A 16,285-nucleotide genomic window follows, 5' to 3' on the forward strand; every position below is an offset into this window, starting at 1 on the left:
GCAAAATCACACTTTCGGCCGGACGGGGGACGTTCGGCGATATCGGTGTTCGCCCGGCGGGGCGAACGTGACATGTCCAGACATCCACGAGGGAGGTAATGTCAATGGCAGTAGCAGGTGCGACAGCGGGAGAGGCGGCGCAAGCCGGGTTTTTGGACCGCGAACGAATAATCGCAAGACCGGGTTTCAATCGCTGGCTGGTGCCGCCGGCGGCCCTTGCCATTCATCTATGCATCGGCATGGCCTATGGCTTCAGCGTGTTCTGGCTGCCGCTGTCGAAGGCGCTGCCGGCCACGGATCCCAGTTGCTCCAGCCTTACCCTTCTGGGTGCGCTGTTCACCACTGAGTGCAAATGGCGCGTGGCCGATCTTGGCTGGATCTATACGCTTTTCTTCGTTCTTCTCGGCTGCTCGGCGGCCATCTGGGGCGGCTGGCTGGAAAGAGTGGGGCCGCGCAAGGCCGGCTTCGTTTCCGCCTGCTGCTGGTGCGGCGGCATTCTGGTGGCGGCAGTCGGCGTCATCACGCATCAGCTGTGGCTAATGTGGCTGGGCGCCGGCGTCATCGGCGGTATCGGCCTCGGCCTTGGCTATATTTCGCCCGTATCGACGCTGATCAAATGGTTCCCGGACCGTCGCGGCATGGCGACGGGCATGGCCATCATGGGTTTCGGCGGTGGTGCGATGATCGGCGCGCCGCTTGCTAATCTGCTGATGAACAACTTCAAGACGGACGTTTCGGTCGGCGTCTGGCAGACTTTCGTCGTCATGGCCCTGATCTATTTCGTCTTCATGATGGCGGGCGCTTTCGGTTACCGCATTCCGCCATCGGGCTGGCGTCCGGAAGGCTGGACCGCGCCTTCCGCCAAAAGCGCCATGATAACCCATCGCCACGTGCATCTGCGCGATGCACATAAGACGCCGCAGTTCTGGCTCATCTGGGCGGTGCTGTGCCTCAACGTTTCGGCAGGTATCGGCGTTATCGGCATGGCCTCGCCCATGCTACAGGAAATCTTCGCGGGCTCGCTGATCGGCTTGCCGGGCGTGGGCTTTGCGGATCTGGATGCCGGGCAGAAGGCGCAGATTGCGGCCATTGCTGCCGGTTTCACCGGGCTGCTTTCACTGTTCAACATCGGCGGCCGCTTCTTCTGGGCGTCGATGTCCGACAAGATCGGCCGCAAGAACACTTATTTCTGCTTCTTTATTCTCGGCATCATTCTTTATGCGCTGGCGCCGACGCTTGCGACGATGGGCAACAAGGCGCTCTTCGTTCTCGCCTTCGGTATCATCCTGTCGATGTATGGCGGTGGTTTTGCGACCATTCCCGCTTATCTCGCCGATATTTTCGGCACCCAGTTCGTCGGCGCAATCCACGGCCGCCTGCTGACAGCGTGGGCGACTGCGGGCATCGCCGGCCCTGTCGTCGTCAACTACATCCGTGAGGCGCAGATCGCGGCGGGCGTGGCGCCAGGACCCGCGCTCTACACCAGCACCATGTATATTCTGGCGGGCATGCTGGCGATCGGCCTCGTGGCCAATGCCTTCGTGCGGCCGCTTTCGGACAAGTGGTTCATGTCGGATGCGGAGGTCGCGACGCTGCAGGCAAAGACGGCGGCCGCCAATGCCGGCCCGACAGGCTCCTTCGGCATCGGACGTGGCGGGCTGGACACCAAGGCGGCACTTGCCTGGGTTGCTGTCGGTATTCCGCTTCTGTGGGGCGTATGGGTTACCGTGAAGAGCAGCCTTGCACTCTTCGGCTGAGGCAATCAGGCCCGGAAAGCATATGCCGGCTCATGGCCGGCATATGATCTGATAAAAGCGAAAACGTGCAGCTTGCCGGTACGGCGTCCATCAACGCCAGCTGGCAAGCAGTCCTTCGAGTGTTGCGCGGTCTTCTTTGTCCAGACGGGCAAGTCCCGGCGCACGCACGGGGCCAACCTTCATCCCCAGAATTTCCATGGCTTCCTTCACCACGGTCACGTTTGCGCCGTTGCGATATCGTGTCCGCAGCCGTTCGAACAATTCGATCTTTTCGATGATCTTCCGTGCGGCCGGGAAATTGCCGGCCGTCAGGGCGTCGTGAACCTGCAGCGAAAATTGCGGCGCGACATTGACGAGACCGGATGTAAAGCCGCGCGCACCAACCGCCGCGAAGGCAGGCGCCCAGCTTTCAGCCAGTCCACAGACATATAGAGCGCCGTTCGGATCGGAAGCGGCAATCGCGCGCGACAGAAGCATGATGTCGGTCGTCGCGAACTTGATGCCGGCGACATTCGGGTGGCCGGCGAGCCTTACCATGTCATCGACCGAAAAGCCGTCCGCCCGGACATAGGCGACCAGCGGCAATTCGCTGCCCTCCGCAAGGCCGATAAAATAGTCGATCTGCGATTGCGGGGCTGCAAAAGGGTCGACCGGCTGATGCGACATGACGGCGGATGCGCCCATTTCTTTTGCCTGACGCGCCATGGAGAGCGCCTCGCGCTGCGAGCGGCCAATCGCCGCCGTAACCGGGGCTTTGCCGCTGACACCTTTTACTGCGGCCTCATAAACCTTCAGAATTTCCGCGGGCGTCAAGGCGTAGAATTCGCCCGTATTGCCCGCCGCGACGATATTGTGGATGCCTGCCTTCGCGACGCGGGCGTAAACCTCGGCGGTAACACCGGTCTCCACTTCGCCGCCTGCATCGTAAGCCGTTACCGGAACACCGGAGATGCCCTGCAGGGCCTGGCGAAAATCGAATGTCGTCATCAACTGGGTTCCTTAAGATCAAAAGTCATCTTCAGATGGAGAATTTGTGAACGGGCGTGCCGGCGACCGGGGCATCGAATGCGACAACCGTGCCTGCGGTGGTTATTCCGTCCGTCTCGGTGACGAGACTTGTGAGGTAGATTGTCTTGAGGTCGGGACCGCCGAAACACGGCATGGTCGGCCCCTTGAACGGCAGCCGGTAGACCTCGAACAATTCGCCGTCCGGTGAAAAGCGGTTGAGACGTCCCGCCTGAACGCCGGCGCTCCAGTAACAGCCTTCGCAATCGGTCGCCGCACCGTCCGGCCTGCCTTCATCCGGCGCGAAATCGTGCAGGCGTTCGGCCGGGCCGAGCCTGCCGGTCGCGACATCGAAATCGAACGCCTGATACATGAGGCCGCTGCTGTCGGAATGGTACATGCGCCTGCCGTCCGGGCTCCAGGCAAGCCCGTTCGATGTGAACATGTTGCCATCGATGATGCATTCGATGCCGCCATCCGGGGCGACGCGATAGAGGCGGGCATTGCCTGTCTGTATCGCGGCCTCGTCGCGGGTCCCCACCCAGAAATGGCCGTCCGGACCGACCTTTCCGTCGTTGAGGCGGCTGTCGGGCCGCCCGTCGTCCGGGTCGCAGAGAAGATCGAGCTTGCCGCTCGCGGGATCGAGAAGATGCACACCGGTCTTGAGGCCCGCCACGATCAAGCCATTGTCGCAAAGGCCGAGACAGCCCACCTGGGCGGGCATGTCGTATCTGTCGAGTTTTCCACCGGGATGCAGGCGAAAAATGGCAGGCGCGAGAATATCGACGAACCACAGATCGCCGGTTCGCTCGTCCCAGGCAGGCGATTCGCCGACCTTCAGCGGGGTATCGATCAGGGAACGGAGCTTCGGTTCTATGACGTGTGGCTGGCTCACTGGTTCCTCTCCCTCATCCGCCCTTTATGATTCTGTTTTCGACATTGCAGGGTGCGGCCTAGCTGCCGACGCCCTGAAACATGCGGGCGCGCGCCTTCAATATGTGGTCTTTCATCGCGTCATGCGCGGCCTGCTCACGCCGCGCAAAAATCGCTTCCACGATGGCCGTGTGCTCGTTCTGGACTTCGCGCACATGCTGCGGCGTCCGCTTGAGGCTGAGGCTGCGTGTCACCGACTGGCCGATGGCGAAATGGGGCTTGAACCAGATCCGCACCGTGATGTGGAACTGGTTATGGCTCGCCTTCGCGATGGCTTCGTGCAGGGCGAAGTCTTCCTCCGCGCCGAGATCGTTGCGCTCGAGACACTGTTCCAGCGCGGCTATCGCCTGCTCGATACGCACCCTGTCCGCTGCCTGCCAGTTGCGCGCCGCAAGCTCAGCCGCGGAAGCCTCCAATCCGGCCCTGAACTCAAAAAAACGCTGCACGTCGGCCAGCGAGCCGACCGGCACCTGTTGCAACACGGAAGAATCCGGCTGCTGGCGTACATAGGAGCCGGATCCCTTTTGCGAAACAATAAGCTCGTCGTTCCGAAGCCGCTCCAGCGCTTCCCGCACAACCGGCCGCGACGCGCCAAACAGCGACGCCAGATTCTGTTCCGATGGCAACCGCTCGTTCACGGGAAACCGCCCGTCCGAAATCATGCCCACGATTTTTTCGTAGATGATGTCGCTCAGCCGAGTCTCGCCTCGAGCGGCGGCAGATGCAGTGTGATTGTCCATCAGCAGCCCTTCCGTTGCAAATCGCTGAAGTTAATGGGTTTCCTGCATTTCAATCGCAACAGAAATACCGGGGTTTTTGTGAGCGAGAGGGCTGTCCTGCCGATTTTTTCTTTAAGCCTGATCCTGAAAACCGGCCTACAAATAAAAAAGATGTAAAAATCTGTCAATACTTGTAATCATCTGAAAACGCTCATATGGTCTGCCCCTGCCGATGGAGGATCGGCGTGCTGGCTGGCCGGGAGGGCCGTCGCGGTTCGGTGAAAGCCGTTTCGCTGCCGGTGATTTTTTGGGAGGATTGTCGATGCGCGATGGCGAAGCATTTTCACTGGGCGTAACGCGCCGAACCTTTATGGCGGGTGTTGGCGGCGTGGCCGCCCTTTCCGTCATCGGGACCTCGGCGCGGGCTGCCGCCGGCAAGCAGGCGCCGGAACTGGAGGCGCTGGTAAAGGACGGCAAATTGCCGCCTTTGGCCGAACGTCTGCCGAAAAATCCGATGGTGGTGACGCCGCACGAGAAAATCGGCACCTATGGCGGCACATTGCGCCGTGGCCTGCGCGGTTCGTCGGACCATAACGGCATCCTGCGCATGGTCGGCAATCAGGGCCTTGTCCGCTGGAACATGGATTTCACCGAGGTTCTGCCGAACCTTGCGGTGAAATGGGAAGTCAACGACGATGCCTCGCAATTCACCTTCCACTTGCTGGAAGGCGCAAAATGGTCGGACGGCCACCCCTTCACCGCCGATGACGTGGTGTTCGCCATCGAGGACTGCATCAAGAACAAGGAACTTTATAGCGCCACGCCGGCGCAGCTTTCCGTGGCCGGTAAGGCGGTCGATGTCGAAAAAGTCGACGATTTCACGGTAAAGTTCAAATTCGCCGCGCCGAATGCGCTTTATCTCGAAAACCTCGCCACGCCGCTCGGCCAGCATCCGACGCTGTTTCCCAAACACTATTGCAGCAAGTTCCTGCCGAAATACAACACGTCGCTCGATGCCGATGTGAAGGCGGCGGGTGTCTCGAGCTGGACCGAACTGTTCCGCGCCAAATGCGGCGATATCGAAATTCCGTCCCGCTGGTCGAATGTCGACAAGCCGACGCTTGATCCCTGGGTGGTTAAGGAACCCTATTCGGGCGGTGCGACCCGGGTGGTGATGACCCGCAACCCTTACTTCTGGCAGGTCGATACCGAAGGCAACCAGTTGCCCTATATCGATGAAATCAATTTCGGCATTTCGCAGGATGTGGAATCGCTGATGCTGAACGTCATTTCCGGCAAGATCGACATTCAGGAGCGCCATATCAGCGTGCTGGCCAACAAGCCGACCCTGTCTCAGAACATGAAAAAGGGTGACTACCGCCTGCTGACGCTGGTGCCGTCTGCCGCGCAGCAGTGCCAGATTTACCTGAACATCACCCATAAAGACCCGGCAATGCGCAAGATGTTCGCCGACAAGTCGTTCCGCCAGGCGTTGTCCATCGCGCTCAACCGGCAGGAAATCATTGACATCGTCTATTTCGGTCAAAGCGAGGGCTATCAGGCCGGGCCGCGCCCGACACACCCCTGGTACAATGAAAAGCTGGCGCGGCAATTCACCGAATATGATGCGGACAAGGCGAACGAGCTTCTCGACAAGGCCGGTTACGACAAGAAGAACGGCAACGGCATGCGGTTGCGGCCTGACGGTCAGCCCGTCTTCTTCTCGATTGACGTTATCCCGACGCTCTATCCCGATCTGGTCGATGCGCTGGAACTGGTGAAGGCGCAATGGGCGCAGATCGGCGTCGACATCAAGGTCAACACCATCGAACGCGCGCTCTATTACACGCGCGGCGATGACAATGCCCATGATGCGGCCGTCTGGCCCGGCCCCGGCGGTCTCGATCCGATGCTCGATCCGCGTGATTTCTTTGCCTTCCATCCGCAGGGGTCGCGTTACGCCATTCCGTGGGCGCTCTGGTACACCTCGAATGGCCAGAAGGGCGAAGAGCCGCCGGAAAGCCAGAAGCAGCGCTTCAAGCTGTTCGATGAGGCGCGCTCGACGGCCGACCTTGCCAAGCGCGGCGAGAAGATGAAGCAGATTTTCGACATTGCGGCGGAGGAGTTCGAGACAATCGGCCTCTGCCTTGCTGTGGGCGGTTTCGGCATCATCCGCAACAATCTGCGCAATGTGCCGGAAACGGAACCCGACAGCTGGACCTGGCCCAATCCCGGCCCGGCGCTGCCGCAACAGTTCACCTTCACAAGCTGATATCGCCACATGGGCGTCGCTGCCGCAACGCGGCGACGCCTCTCAGGTTGTTTCGACCACCCACAGCCGTCTCCTTAGTGGAGGGCGGCGCGTGCGGCACAATGTGATTGCGAGAACGACATGCTGCTTTTTATCGTAAAACGCCTGCTGTGGATGATACCGTCCCTGTTTGCCGTCAGTTTCCTTGCCTTTGTCCTAATCCAGCTGCCGCCCGGCGACTATGTGACGACCTATATCGCCACACTGGCCGCCTCCAACGAGGTCATCGACCACAATACGGCGGCGCAGCTGCGCGAACGTTTCGGCCTCGATGACCCGATGATCGTGCAATATCTGAAATGGATATGGGGCATCGTCAGCCGGGGCGATTTCGGCATTTCTTTCGAATGGCAGCAGCCAGTTTCAGGCCTCATCTGGGAGCGCATGGCGCTGACGCTGGTTCTGGCCATCGCCAGCCTTCTTGCAACCTGGGCCATCGCGCTTCCTATCGGCGTCTTCTCCGCTGTGCGCAAATATTCGATTGGCGATTATCTCTTCACCGCCTTTTCTTTCTTCGGCCTTTCCATACCCTCGTTCCTGCTGGCGCTGGTGCTGATGTATGTCGCGGCGGTGGAGTTCGGGGCCGATGTCGGCGGGCTGTTTTCAGCCGAATACGAGACCGCCTCATGGAGCATCGCCAAGATGATGGACCTCATGGCCCATATCTGGCTGCCGGTCGCCATTCTCGCCGTGTCTTCCACCGCAAGCCTCATACGTGTCATGCGCGCCAATATGCTGGATGAGTTGCCCAAGCCCTATGTCACCACCGCGCGGGCAAAAGGCTTGTCCGAGTTCAAGCTGCTGACGAAATATCCGCTCAGAATTGCGCTCAATCCGTTCATCTCCACCATTGCATGGCTGTTGCCCAATCTCATTTCGGGCTCCGTGGTTGTCGCCATCGTGCTCAATCTGCCGACGGCCGCGCCGCTGCTTCTGCAGTCGCTGATGGCGCAGGACATGTATCTCGCCGGCGCTTTCGTGCTGCTGATCTGCGCGCTGACGCTGATCGGATCGCTGATCAGCGACATCCTGCTTGCGCTGGTCGATCCGCGCATCCGTCTCGAATAGGAGGGCGCCATGAGCGATATCACCATGACCACCAATGCCCGGCAGGACCGCGCCGCCGTCGCCTCGCAGTGGCAGCTAATCTGGTGGGCTTTCAAGCGCCACAAGCTGGCCATGGCAGCCCTGTTCATCACCATCGCCATGTATATCGTTGCGCTCGTGCCCGGCTTTTTCGCCATCAACGATCCGGTGTTGCAGAATGCGCGGGCGACCTTCCATCCGCCGCAGCGCGTTCATTTCATCGATACAACCGAGGGTTTCTCGCTCGGGCTGCATTATTATCCGCTGAAGCTGACCCGCAATCCTGAAACGCTGGCGGCGGTCTTCGTTGAAGATACGGCGAAGAAAATTCCGGTCCAGCTTTTCGGTCGCGGTTACGAATATTCCGTCTTCGGCCTGTTCACCACGGATATCCACCTGCTGGCCTCCACCGATAAAACACGCCCGCTCTTCCTCTTCGGCGCGGATCGTCTCGGCCGAGATGTTTTCAGCCGCGTGGTGCAGGGGGCGCAGGTCTCCCTGTCCATCGGTCTTGTCGGCGTGTTCTTCTCGTTGCTGCTCGGCGTCGTTCTCGGAGGCATTTCGGGATATTACGGCGGCCGCATCGATTTCGTCATGCAGCGCGTGATCGACTTCGTGCTGTCGCTGCCCACCATTCCCATCTGGCTGGCGCTGGCCGCCGCCCTGCCGCAGGGCTGGCCTGCCACGCTGCAATATATGATGATTACCATCATCCTGTCGCTGACCGGCTGGGCGCAGCTTGCCCGCGTCGTGCGCGGCCGGTTTCTGTCGCTCAGGACCGAAGAATTCGTGGCCGCGGCGCGGCTGGATGGCGTGCCGGAAGGGCGCATCATCTTCCGCCATATGCTGCCCAGTTTTTCGAGCCATATCATCGCTTCTGTCACCCTTGCGGTTCCGGCGATGATCCTTGCGGAAACCTCGCTGTCCTTCCTCGGCCTCGGTCTCCAGCCGCCCACCATTTCCTGGGGCGTGCTGCTTCGCGAGGCGCAGAATATCCGCTCGATTGCGACTGCACCCTGGCTGTTCCTGCCCGGTGTGGCGGTCGTCATTGCCGTCATGGCGCTCAATCTGCTCGGTGACGGCCTGCGCGACGCGGCCGACCCCTATAACAAGTGAGGCCCCGGATGAGCGATATTCTCTCCATCAAGCCAGCCAAGCCACTGCTCGAAGTCCGCAATCTGGTCACTGAGTTTCCGGTCAGAAACGGTGTGTTCCGGGCGGTCAACGACCTGTCCTTCTCCATCGATCCTGGCAAGACGCTCTGCGTCGTCGGCGAAAGCGGCTCCGGGAAATCCGTCACCGCCCGTTCGATCCTGCAGATCATCGACAGCCCCGGCCGCATTGCGTCCGGCTCGATCATCCTCAACCGTGCCGACGGCACCTCTCTCAATCTGGCAAAGCTCGATCCGCGCAGCCGGGCCATCCGCTCGGTGCGCGGCGCTGATATCGCGATGATCTTTCAGGAGCCGATGTCGTCGCTTTCACCCGTGCATACCGTTGGTGACCAGATCACCGAAGTCCTGCGCCTGCATCTGAAAATGAGCAAGGCTGAGGCGCGGGCCGAGGCCATCGAACTGTTGCGGCAGGTGGAAATCCCTAACCCTGAAAAGGCGCTGGATCGCTACGCTTTCCAATATTCGGGCGGCATGCGCCAGCGTGCGATGATCGCCATGGCGCTGGCCTGCAAACCGCAGCTTTTGATCGCCGACGAACCGACGACGGCGCTCGATGTCACCACACAGGCCGAAATCCTCGACCTGATATCGCGGTTGCAAAAGGCGCATGGCATGGCGGTGCTCTTCATCACCCATGACATGGGCGTGGTGGCGCAGATTGCCGATGACGTGCTGGTCATGCATCACGGCGTTGCCAAGGAATATGGCACGGTCGACGAGATATTCCACAATCCGAAAGATCCCTATACCCGCATGCTGATCGGCTCCGTTCTAAAGCTGGAGCAGAAGGCGGAAATCCGGCTCGCCCGCCCGCCGCTCGATCTTGCGGCCGCGCCCATCCTCGAGGTCAACGACCTCTCCATGCATTTCGGCGAGATGAAGGCGCTGGACGGCGTATCGATCCGGCTGCTTCCCGGCGAAACGCTCGGCATCGTCGGCGAAAGCGGCTCCGGTAAGACCACCATGGGCCGCTCGATCATGCGCCTCTACGACCCGACCGGCGGCGCGATGCTCTATCGCCGTGCGGATGGCACGGTGGTCGATTTGGCGAAAATCGAGGGTGCGGAGCTGAAAGCCGCGCGGCGCGAATTACGCATGGTGTTTCAGGACCCGTTCGGTTCGCTCAATCCGCGCATGACGGTGGCGCAGGTGATCGGCGAGCCATTGCTCGTAAACGGTATTGCGAAGGGCAGGGAACTGGATGAACGCGTCTGCGCGCTGATGGAGCAGGTGGGTCTCGACCCTGCCGGGCGTGAACGTTACCCGCACGCCTTTTCCGGCGGCCAGCGCCAGCGCATCGGCATCGCCCGCGCCATCACCCTGAAGCCGCGCATCATCGTCGCGGATGAGGCGACCTCGGCGCTCGATGTCTCGGTGCGGTTCCAGGTGCTGGATCTTTTGATGCGGCTGCAGGATGAGCTGGGGCTCGCCTATATCTTCATCAGCCACGACATCGGCGTCATCCGCTATATGTGCGACCGCGTCGGGGTGATGTATCGCGGCAAGCTGGTGGAAGTGGGAGACGCCGAAAAGGTCTGCAACGCGCCGGATCACCCTTACACACAGGCGCTTCTTTCCGCCATTCCACGCCCGGACCCGCGCGACCGGGATCGCACCCGCAGATTCCGCTACGTCGAACCATCCGAAGTCAAGAACGGGGCCGTCGCGCGATAGTGCCGGCCTTGTTGCACGCTGCAATTCATGAGGAAGACTGAAGCATGAAAATCGATCGCATGCGGGTATTCGTCACCCGCGACAAGGACCGCCCTCGCGTCATCGTCGCCCTCGATACCGATGACGGTTTGACCGGCTGGGGTGAATGTTACAATCACGGCCCCGATCTCGCCCTGCCGCCGGTGCTGGACTACCTCTATAGCTTCCTTGCCGGGCAGGACCCGACGCGGGTGGAGTATCTCTATAATCTCCTGCTCCAGCAGAACCGCTTTCCGCCCGGAGCGCTCGGTCTGTCGGCAATCTCGGCGCTCGATCATTGCCTCTGGGATCTCGCGGCCAAAGCGGCGGGGGTGCCGGTCTACAAACTGCTGGGCGGCGAAGTACGCGACCGTATCAAGGTCTATGCCGGTGTCTATACGGCCCCGGACGCACCGGCGGCGAAGGAGGAGTTCGACCGGCTGAACGAGGACTGGGGCTTCACAGCCTTCAAGCTCAGCCCTTGGCGCCTCGATATCCACGCCCATCGCTGGGGGGAGGTGGTGCGCAGTTCGGCCGAATATTTCCGCTCGCTTCGCGAAACGGTGCGGCCCGACTACGACATCGCCTTTGACGCCCATGCCAAGATTTTCGAGCCAGTGGCCGCCCGCCAGCTCGGCAATGCGCTTGCCCCTTACGACCCGCTGTTCTTCGAAGAGCCTTTGCGTCCCGAAAATATCGAGGTGTGGGGAGACCTGAAACAGGGGCTGAGCTGCACGTTGGCGACCGGTGAAAGTCTCTATAATCGCAATGAGTTCCTGCGTCTTCTTCAGGTAAAGGGTGCGGATATCATCCAGCCCGACATCTGCGTTGTCGGCGGCATTTCGGAGATGCGCCGCATCGCCACGCTGGCGGAAGCGCATTTCGTGAGCATCGCGCCGCATAACCCGATGGGACCGCTCGCCACCGCCGTCAATGTGCACTTCTCCGCCGCCCAGCAGAATTTCCGCATTCTCGAATACCGACTGCCGAAAGGGCAATGCTACGTTTATGGCGGCACCGATCTCGAAAAACGCGAGGATGAAACCCGCTATGTCGTCGACCCCTACCTGCCGAAGGACGGATATCTGGAACTGAGGCCGGACCGCCCCGGCTGGGGCGTGGAGATGGATGAAAAAGCCATGCAGGAGGATGGCTATGTTCACTGGCAAAGACGGGTGCCGAAACGGCCTGACGGCTCCTATGCCTTCGCCTGAAACCGTTGCGATTGCCTGCGGGCCGCTTTTGGCCCTCTTGCGCCCCGCCTGGGGTGGCAGGATGACCCATCTGCGGCACGCGGACTACGGCGATATTCTAGCGCCCACAACGGAGCAGGAGTTCGAGCCGTTCAACTGGCCGAGGGCCGGCGCATACCCGCTGTTTCCCTATCACAACCGGCTCTATGACGGGTCCTTTGTCCATGCGGGTATCCGCCACGATCTGCTGCCGCATCCGGTGCTTGCGCCTGACGCCATGCATGGTCCGGCTCACCGCCGGCCGTGGGAGATTTCAGATCTGTCTTCGGATCGGGTCTCACTGGTACTGGACTACGAGGCTGACCGGGAGTGGCCTTTTTCCTTCCGCGCCGAGCAGTCTTTTCTGCTGGAAGACGACAGCCTCACCGTGGAACTGTCGATAACCAATCGCGCGAATGGGCCAGCGCCGATGTCCCTGGGCTGGCATCCTTATCTGGCGGCCGGGCTCGGTTGCGATGCGCGGACGGACGCCAAATTGCAATATCCTCTGGACGGGCAGAACGTGCCAACCGGCCAGCCGCCGGCACCTCGCCCGAAACCCGCCATTCCCGCCGCAACGGGATACACATTGCATTTCACCGATTGGTCAAGCGCACAGGTAGACTTCGACAGGTTTTCACTACGGCTCGAAGCCGATACCGTTTTCGGCCATCTCGCCGTGCACCGCATGGAGCGCTATCTCTGTCTTGAGCCCGTTTCCATGGCCGCCGGAGCGCTTGGTTTGCGGCAGGCACAGCGGGAAGGGCGGGGTCTCGCGACGGTTGCCCCCGGCGAGCGCCTGTCGGGGCGCATCAGGCTCTCCATCGATCTTTAGGAGGGGCGGGTGCGTCTATGACGCCCACCCTTCACCTTCAAAAAAAAGCCGTATGCCCATATTTTGAGCGCCAAATATTGCCGCTCAAAAATAAGCTTGACGACAGCAAAAATTTCTCACCAAATGAACCAATATAGGATTGGTTCATTAAATGGTGCGACTTGACGGTAAACCCCAACGATAACTCCAACTACGCGCTGGCGAAGTTGCGGGAGTACATTCAAACGCAGAATCTTGCGAAAGACCGTCGCCTGCCGACGGAGCGGGCCTTCGCGGAAACCTTCAATGTCGGCCGGCGTGCGGTCCGTCGTGCTCTTGAGGTTCTGGAAGCCGAAGGTCTGATCTGGCGACGGCAGGGGGCGGGAACCTTTGTGGGTGAAAAGCCGGACGATTGGTCCGCCCAAGTGACGGAACTGGTCGCCGGCACGGATATCATGGAAATTATGGAAGTGCGCCTGCGCATCGAGCCGCAGCTGGCGCAGCTTGCGGCCATGCGCGCCAAACCCGCCGAGGTGGAACGCATGCGCGCCCTCGTCCAGAAGACCGGCCAGAGCACGGATGCCGACGCCAAGGAGTTGTGGGATGGTTCGCTTCACCGCCAGATCGCCCAGAGCGCCGGCAACAAATTGTTCCTGTCCATCTTCGATGTCGTCAACCGCATTCGCCAGGACGAGGCGTGGCAGTCGATACGGGAACTGGCGCGCCGCAGCGGCACGAACGGCAAGGCTTCCTTCGAGCAGCACATAGCGATCGTCGATGCCATCGCCGATCGCGACCCCGCAAGAGCCGGCGAAGCGATGCGCCAGCACCTTCTCATGCATCAGGAAAGGCTGATCCGCGCCACCTCGCTCGGCTTTCTGGAGGAGAAAACCGGAGAAGACATTGCCGCCCGCAGCACGGGCGATGCCGATAATCCGCTCACGCCGGCCTCATAGGCAGCAGGGCAGAGCTGCCGGCCTTTCAGGGCCGGCCAATGAAAAACAAAGATAACCAGACCAGAGGATAGAACATGAAGAAAATCAAGATATTGACCGCCGCCTTATTGGCAGGTGCATTCCTGTCCACGCCGGCTATTTCGTCCGAATTGCGCATCGGCCTTAACGATGACGCCGACGTTCTCGACCCCGCGCAATCGCGCACCTTCGTCGGTCGTATCGTTTATACCGCCATGTGCGACAAGCTCGTCGACATCTCGCAGGACATGAAGATCGTTCCCCAGCTTGCCACCGAATGGGCCTGGTCCGAGGGCGGCAAGGTGCTGACGATGAAGATCCGCGACGGCGTGAAATTCCACGACGGCGAGACACTGGATGCGGCGGCTGTGGTCGCCACCATCGAGCGCAACATGACCCTGCCGGAATCCCGCCGCAAGAGCGAGCTTTCCTCGGTCGAAAAGGTCGAGGCCACCGGGCCTCTGGACGTCAAATTCACCCTGAAGACGCCTGACGTCACGCTGCTGGCGCAGCTTTCCGACCGCGCCGGCATGATCGTCGCGCCGAAGGCGGCCAAGGAACTGGGCGCGAATTTCGGTTCGAAGCCGGTCTGCGCCGGGCCGTTCAAATTCGTCGAGCGCATCCAGCAGGACCGTATCGTGCTCGAGAAATTCGCCGATTATTGGGACAAGGACAAAATTCTGGTCGACAGGGTCGTTTATCTGCCGATCCCCGATACGACCGTGAAGCTTGCCAATCTTCGCTCGGGAGACCTCGATATCGCCGAGCGCATCTCGGCCTCCGATGCCGAGTCCGTCAAGAACGACGCCAATCTGACCTATGCGGATGTCATCGGACCGGGCTACATGGCCATGTATGTCAATATCAACAATGGTTCGCGTGCGGATAATCCGCTCGGCAAGGACAAGCGCCTGCGTCAGGCCTTTTCTTATGCGATAGACCGGGAAGCGATTGGCCAGATCGTCTTTGAGGGCACGTCAAAGGCAGGCAATCAGGCCTTCCCGCCCACAAGCCCGTGGTTCAACCAGAATCTGCCGGTGCCAGCGCGCGATATCGACAAGGCCAAAGAGCTGATGAAGGAGGCGGGTTACGAAAAGCTCGATATCGAGCTTCAGCACGCCAACAACACGACGCAGACGCAGATGATGCAGGTCATCCAGTCCATGGTGGCCGAGGCCGGCTTCAACGTCACCCTCAAGGCCACGGAATTTGCGACGCTTCTGTCCGAACAGACGGCCGGCAACTACCAGCTCAGCCGTTCCGACTGGTCGGGACGTATCGATCCGGATGGCAATCTGCATCAGTTCGTCACCTGCAAGGGCGGCATCAACGATGTGAAATATTGCAATCCCGAGGTCGACAAGCTGCTGAACGAGGCCCGCGCCTCGACGGAGGATGCGGTGCGCAAGGAAAAATACGATGCCGCAAGCGTCATCCTCAACGATGACATGCCGATCATCTATCTCGGTCACCAGCCCTATGCCTATGCCATTTCCAACAAGGTCAAGGGCTGGGCGCCGTCGCCGGATGGCATGATCCGCCTTCTCGGCGTCTCCAAGGACTGAACGCTTCGCATGCGCCGCACGGCCTTGCCGTGCGGCCCTCACGAATTGGCACGAACGAGGGCCATGCCATGCCTGTTTATATCGGCAAGCGACTGCTGGTCGCGATCCCGACGCTTCTGATCATCTCCATCTTCGTCTTCTCGCTGCAGAAACTGCTGCCGGGCGATCCGGTGCTTGCCATGGCGGGCGAGGAGCGCGATCCGGCGACGATTGAATTCCTGCGGGAGAAATATCGCCTGAACGACCCTGTGCCGCTGCAATATGTCAACTGGCTGGGCGGCGTGGTGACGGGCGATTTCGGTATTTCGCTGCGCACCAACCAGCCGGTGCTGGAGCTTATCGGTCAGAAGCTGCCGGTCACCATTCAACTGGCGGTTATGGCGATGTTCTTTGCTATGGTCATCGGCATTCCCATCGGCATTCTGGCCGCCGTCAAGAAGAACACATGGATCGACTACACGGCCAATATTGTGGCGCTTTCCGGCCTCTCCATCCCGAACTTCTGGCTCGGTATCATGCTGATCCTGCTGGTGTCGGTCAAACTCGGCTGGCTGCCGGCATCCGGTTATGAATCGATCTTTGTCGATCCCGTCCGCTCCATCGAAACCATGATCATGCCGGCCTTCGTGCTGGGCAACGCGCTTGCGGCGACGCTGATGCGCCATACACGTTCGGCGATGGTGGCGGTGCTCAGTTCCGATTATATCCGCACCGCCCGCGCCAAGGGTCTTTCGCCGCGCGAGATCATCCTGTCGCATAGTTTCCGCAACGCGCTTCTGCCCGTCATCACGCTGCTGGCGCTGCTCTTCGGCGAATTGCTGGCCGGGGCGGTGCTGACGGAGCAGATATTCACCATTCCCGGCTTCGGCAAGATGACGGTCGATGCGGTGTTCACCCGCGATTACGCGGTCGTGCAGGGCATCGTTCTTTGCACCGCCGTCGGCTTCATCCTCATGAACCTTCTGGCCGACATTGCCTATGTCCTGCTCAACCCCCGCCTCAGGGCGACGATCTGAGGCCCC

13 protein-coding genes are annotated in these 16,285 nt (G+C 60.6%); 10 read left to right on the forward strand and 3 right to left on the reverse strand.

The window, feature by feature from the left end; translation table 11 throughout:
* Positions 1 to 104 precede the first annotated feature (104 nt).
* A complete protein-coding gene (locus tag AGR7B_RS23325; RefSeq protein WP_080858060.1) occupies positions 105 to 1,757 on the forward strand; it encodes an OFA family MFS transporter in 1,653 nt (550 codons plus the stop codon).
* A gap of 90 nt (positions 1,758 to 1,847) precedes the next feature.
* Here AGR7B_RS23325 and AGR7B_RS23330 read toward each other — a convergent pair whose 3' ends face one another.
* Genes AGR7B_RS23330 through AGR7B_RS23340 form a run of 3 tightly spaced genes read right to left on the reverse strand, consistent with a single transcriptional unit; the run spans position 1,848 to position 4,435 of the window.
* A complete protein-coding gene (locus AGR7B_RS23330; RefSeq protein WP_080858061.1) occupies positions 1,848 to 2,744 on the reverse strand; it encodes a dihydrodipicolinate synthase family protein in 897 nt (298 codons plus the stop codon).
* A gap of 31 nt (positions 2,745 to 2,775) precedes the next feature.
* Positions 2,776 to 3,657, reverse strand: coding sequence for an SMP-30/gluconolactonase/LRE family protein (locus tag AGR7B_RS23335; RefSeq protein ID WP_080858062.1), 882 nt, complete (start codon positions 3,655 to 3,657; stop codon positions 2,776 to 2,778).
* 58 nt (positions 3,658 to 3,715) lie between these two features.
* Positions 3,716 to 4,435, reverse strand: a complete 720-nt coding sequence (locus tag AGR7B_RS23340; RefSeq protein ID WP_003521683.1) for a FadR/GntR family transcriptional regulator — start codon at positions 4,433 to 4,435, stop codon at positions 3,716 to 3,718.
* Positions 4,436 to 4,736: 301 nt separating this feature from the next.
* On the opposite strand from AGR7B_RS23340, the gene AGR7B_RS23345 reads away from it, so the two are divergent.
* The 9 genes from AGR7B_RS23345 to AGR7B_RS23385 all read left to right on the forward strand — a co-directional run bounded on the left by AGR7B_RS23345 (position 4,737) and on the right by AGR7B_RS23385 (position 16,279).
* Positions 4,737 to 6,686, forward strand: coding sequence for an ABC transporter substrate-binding protein (locus AGR7B_RS23345; protein WP_078053887.1), 1,950 nt, complete (start codon positions 4,737 to 4,739; stop codon positions 6,684 to 6,686).
* A 120-nt stretch (positions 6,687 to 6,806) separates the two neighbouring features.
* A complete protein-coding gene (locus tag AGR7B_RS23350; RefSeq protein ID WP_003521681.1) occupies positions 6,807 to 7,793 on the forward strand; it encodes an ABC transporter permease in 987 nt (328 codons plus the stop codon).
* A 9-nt stretch (positions 7,794 to 7,802) separates the two neighbouring features.
* The gene (locus AGR7B_RS23355) at positions 7,803 to 8,927 is read left to right on the forward strand and encodes an ABC transporter permease (protein ID WP_020810601.1); all 1,125 of its coding nucleotides are present in this window, start codon (positions 7,803 to 7,805) and stop codon (positions 8,925 to 8,927) included.
* A gap of 8 nt (positions 8,928 to 8,935) precedes the next feature.
* The gene (locus tag AGR7B_RS23360; protein ID WP_162934242.1) at positions 8,936 to 10,660 is read left to right on the forward strand and encodes an ABC transporter ATP-binding protein; all 1,725 of its coding nucleotides are present in this window, start codon (positions 8,936 to 8,938) and stop codon (positions 10,658 to 10,660) included.
* A 44-nt stretch (positions 10,661 to 10,704) separates the two neighbouring features.
* Positions 10,705 to 11,892, forward strand: coding sequence for a galactarate dehydratase (locus tag AGR7B_RS23365; RefSeq protein ID WP_080858063.1), 1,188 nt, complete (start codon positions 10,705 to 10,707; stop codon positions 11,890 to 11,892).
* The gene (locus tag AGR7B_RS23370; RefSeq protein WP_080858064.1) at positions 11,879 to 12,745 is read left to right on the forward strand and encodes an aldose 1-epimerase; all 867 of its coding nucleotides are present in this window, start codon (positions 11,879 to 11,881) and stop codon (positions 12,743 to 12,745) included. The genes AGR7B_RS23365 and AGR7B_RS23370 overlap by 14 nt, the downstream gene beginning before the upstream one ends.
* 161 nt (positions 12,746 to 12,906) lie before the next feature.
* Complete coding sequence (locus AGR7B_RS23375) at positions 12,907 to 13,680, forward strand: FadR/GntR family transcriptional regulator (RefSeq protein ID WP_162934243.1); 774 nt, start codon at positions 12,907 to 12,909, stop codon at positions 13,678 to 13,680.
* A 74-nt stretch (positions 13,681 to 13,754) separates the two neighbouring features.
* The gene (locus AGR7B_RS23380) at positions 13,755 to 15,263 is read left to right on the forward strand and encodes an ABC transporter substrate-binding protein (protein ID WP_020810605.1); all 1,509 of its coding nucleotides are present in this window, start codon (positions 13,755 to 13,757) and stop codon (positions 15,261 to 15,263) included.
* Between the two features lie 68 nt (positions 15,264 to 15,331).
* Positions 15,332 to 16,279 carry an ABC transporter permease gene (locus AGR7B_RS23385; protein ID WP_020810606.1) on the forward strand — a complete coding sequence of 316 codons (948 nt, stop codon included), beginning with the start codon at positions 15,332 to 15,334 and terminating at the stop codon, positions 16,277 to 16,279.
* Positions 16,280 to 16,285 lie beyond the last annotated feature (6 nt).

This window comes from Agrobacterium deltaense RV3 (assembly GCF_900013505.1).
Classification (GTDB): Bacteria; Pseudomonadota; Alphaproteobacteria; order Rhizobiales; family Rhizobiaceae; genus Agrobacterium; species Agrobacterium leguminum.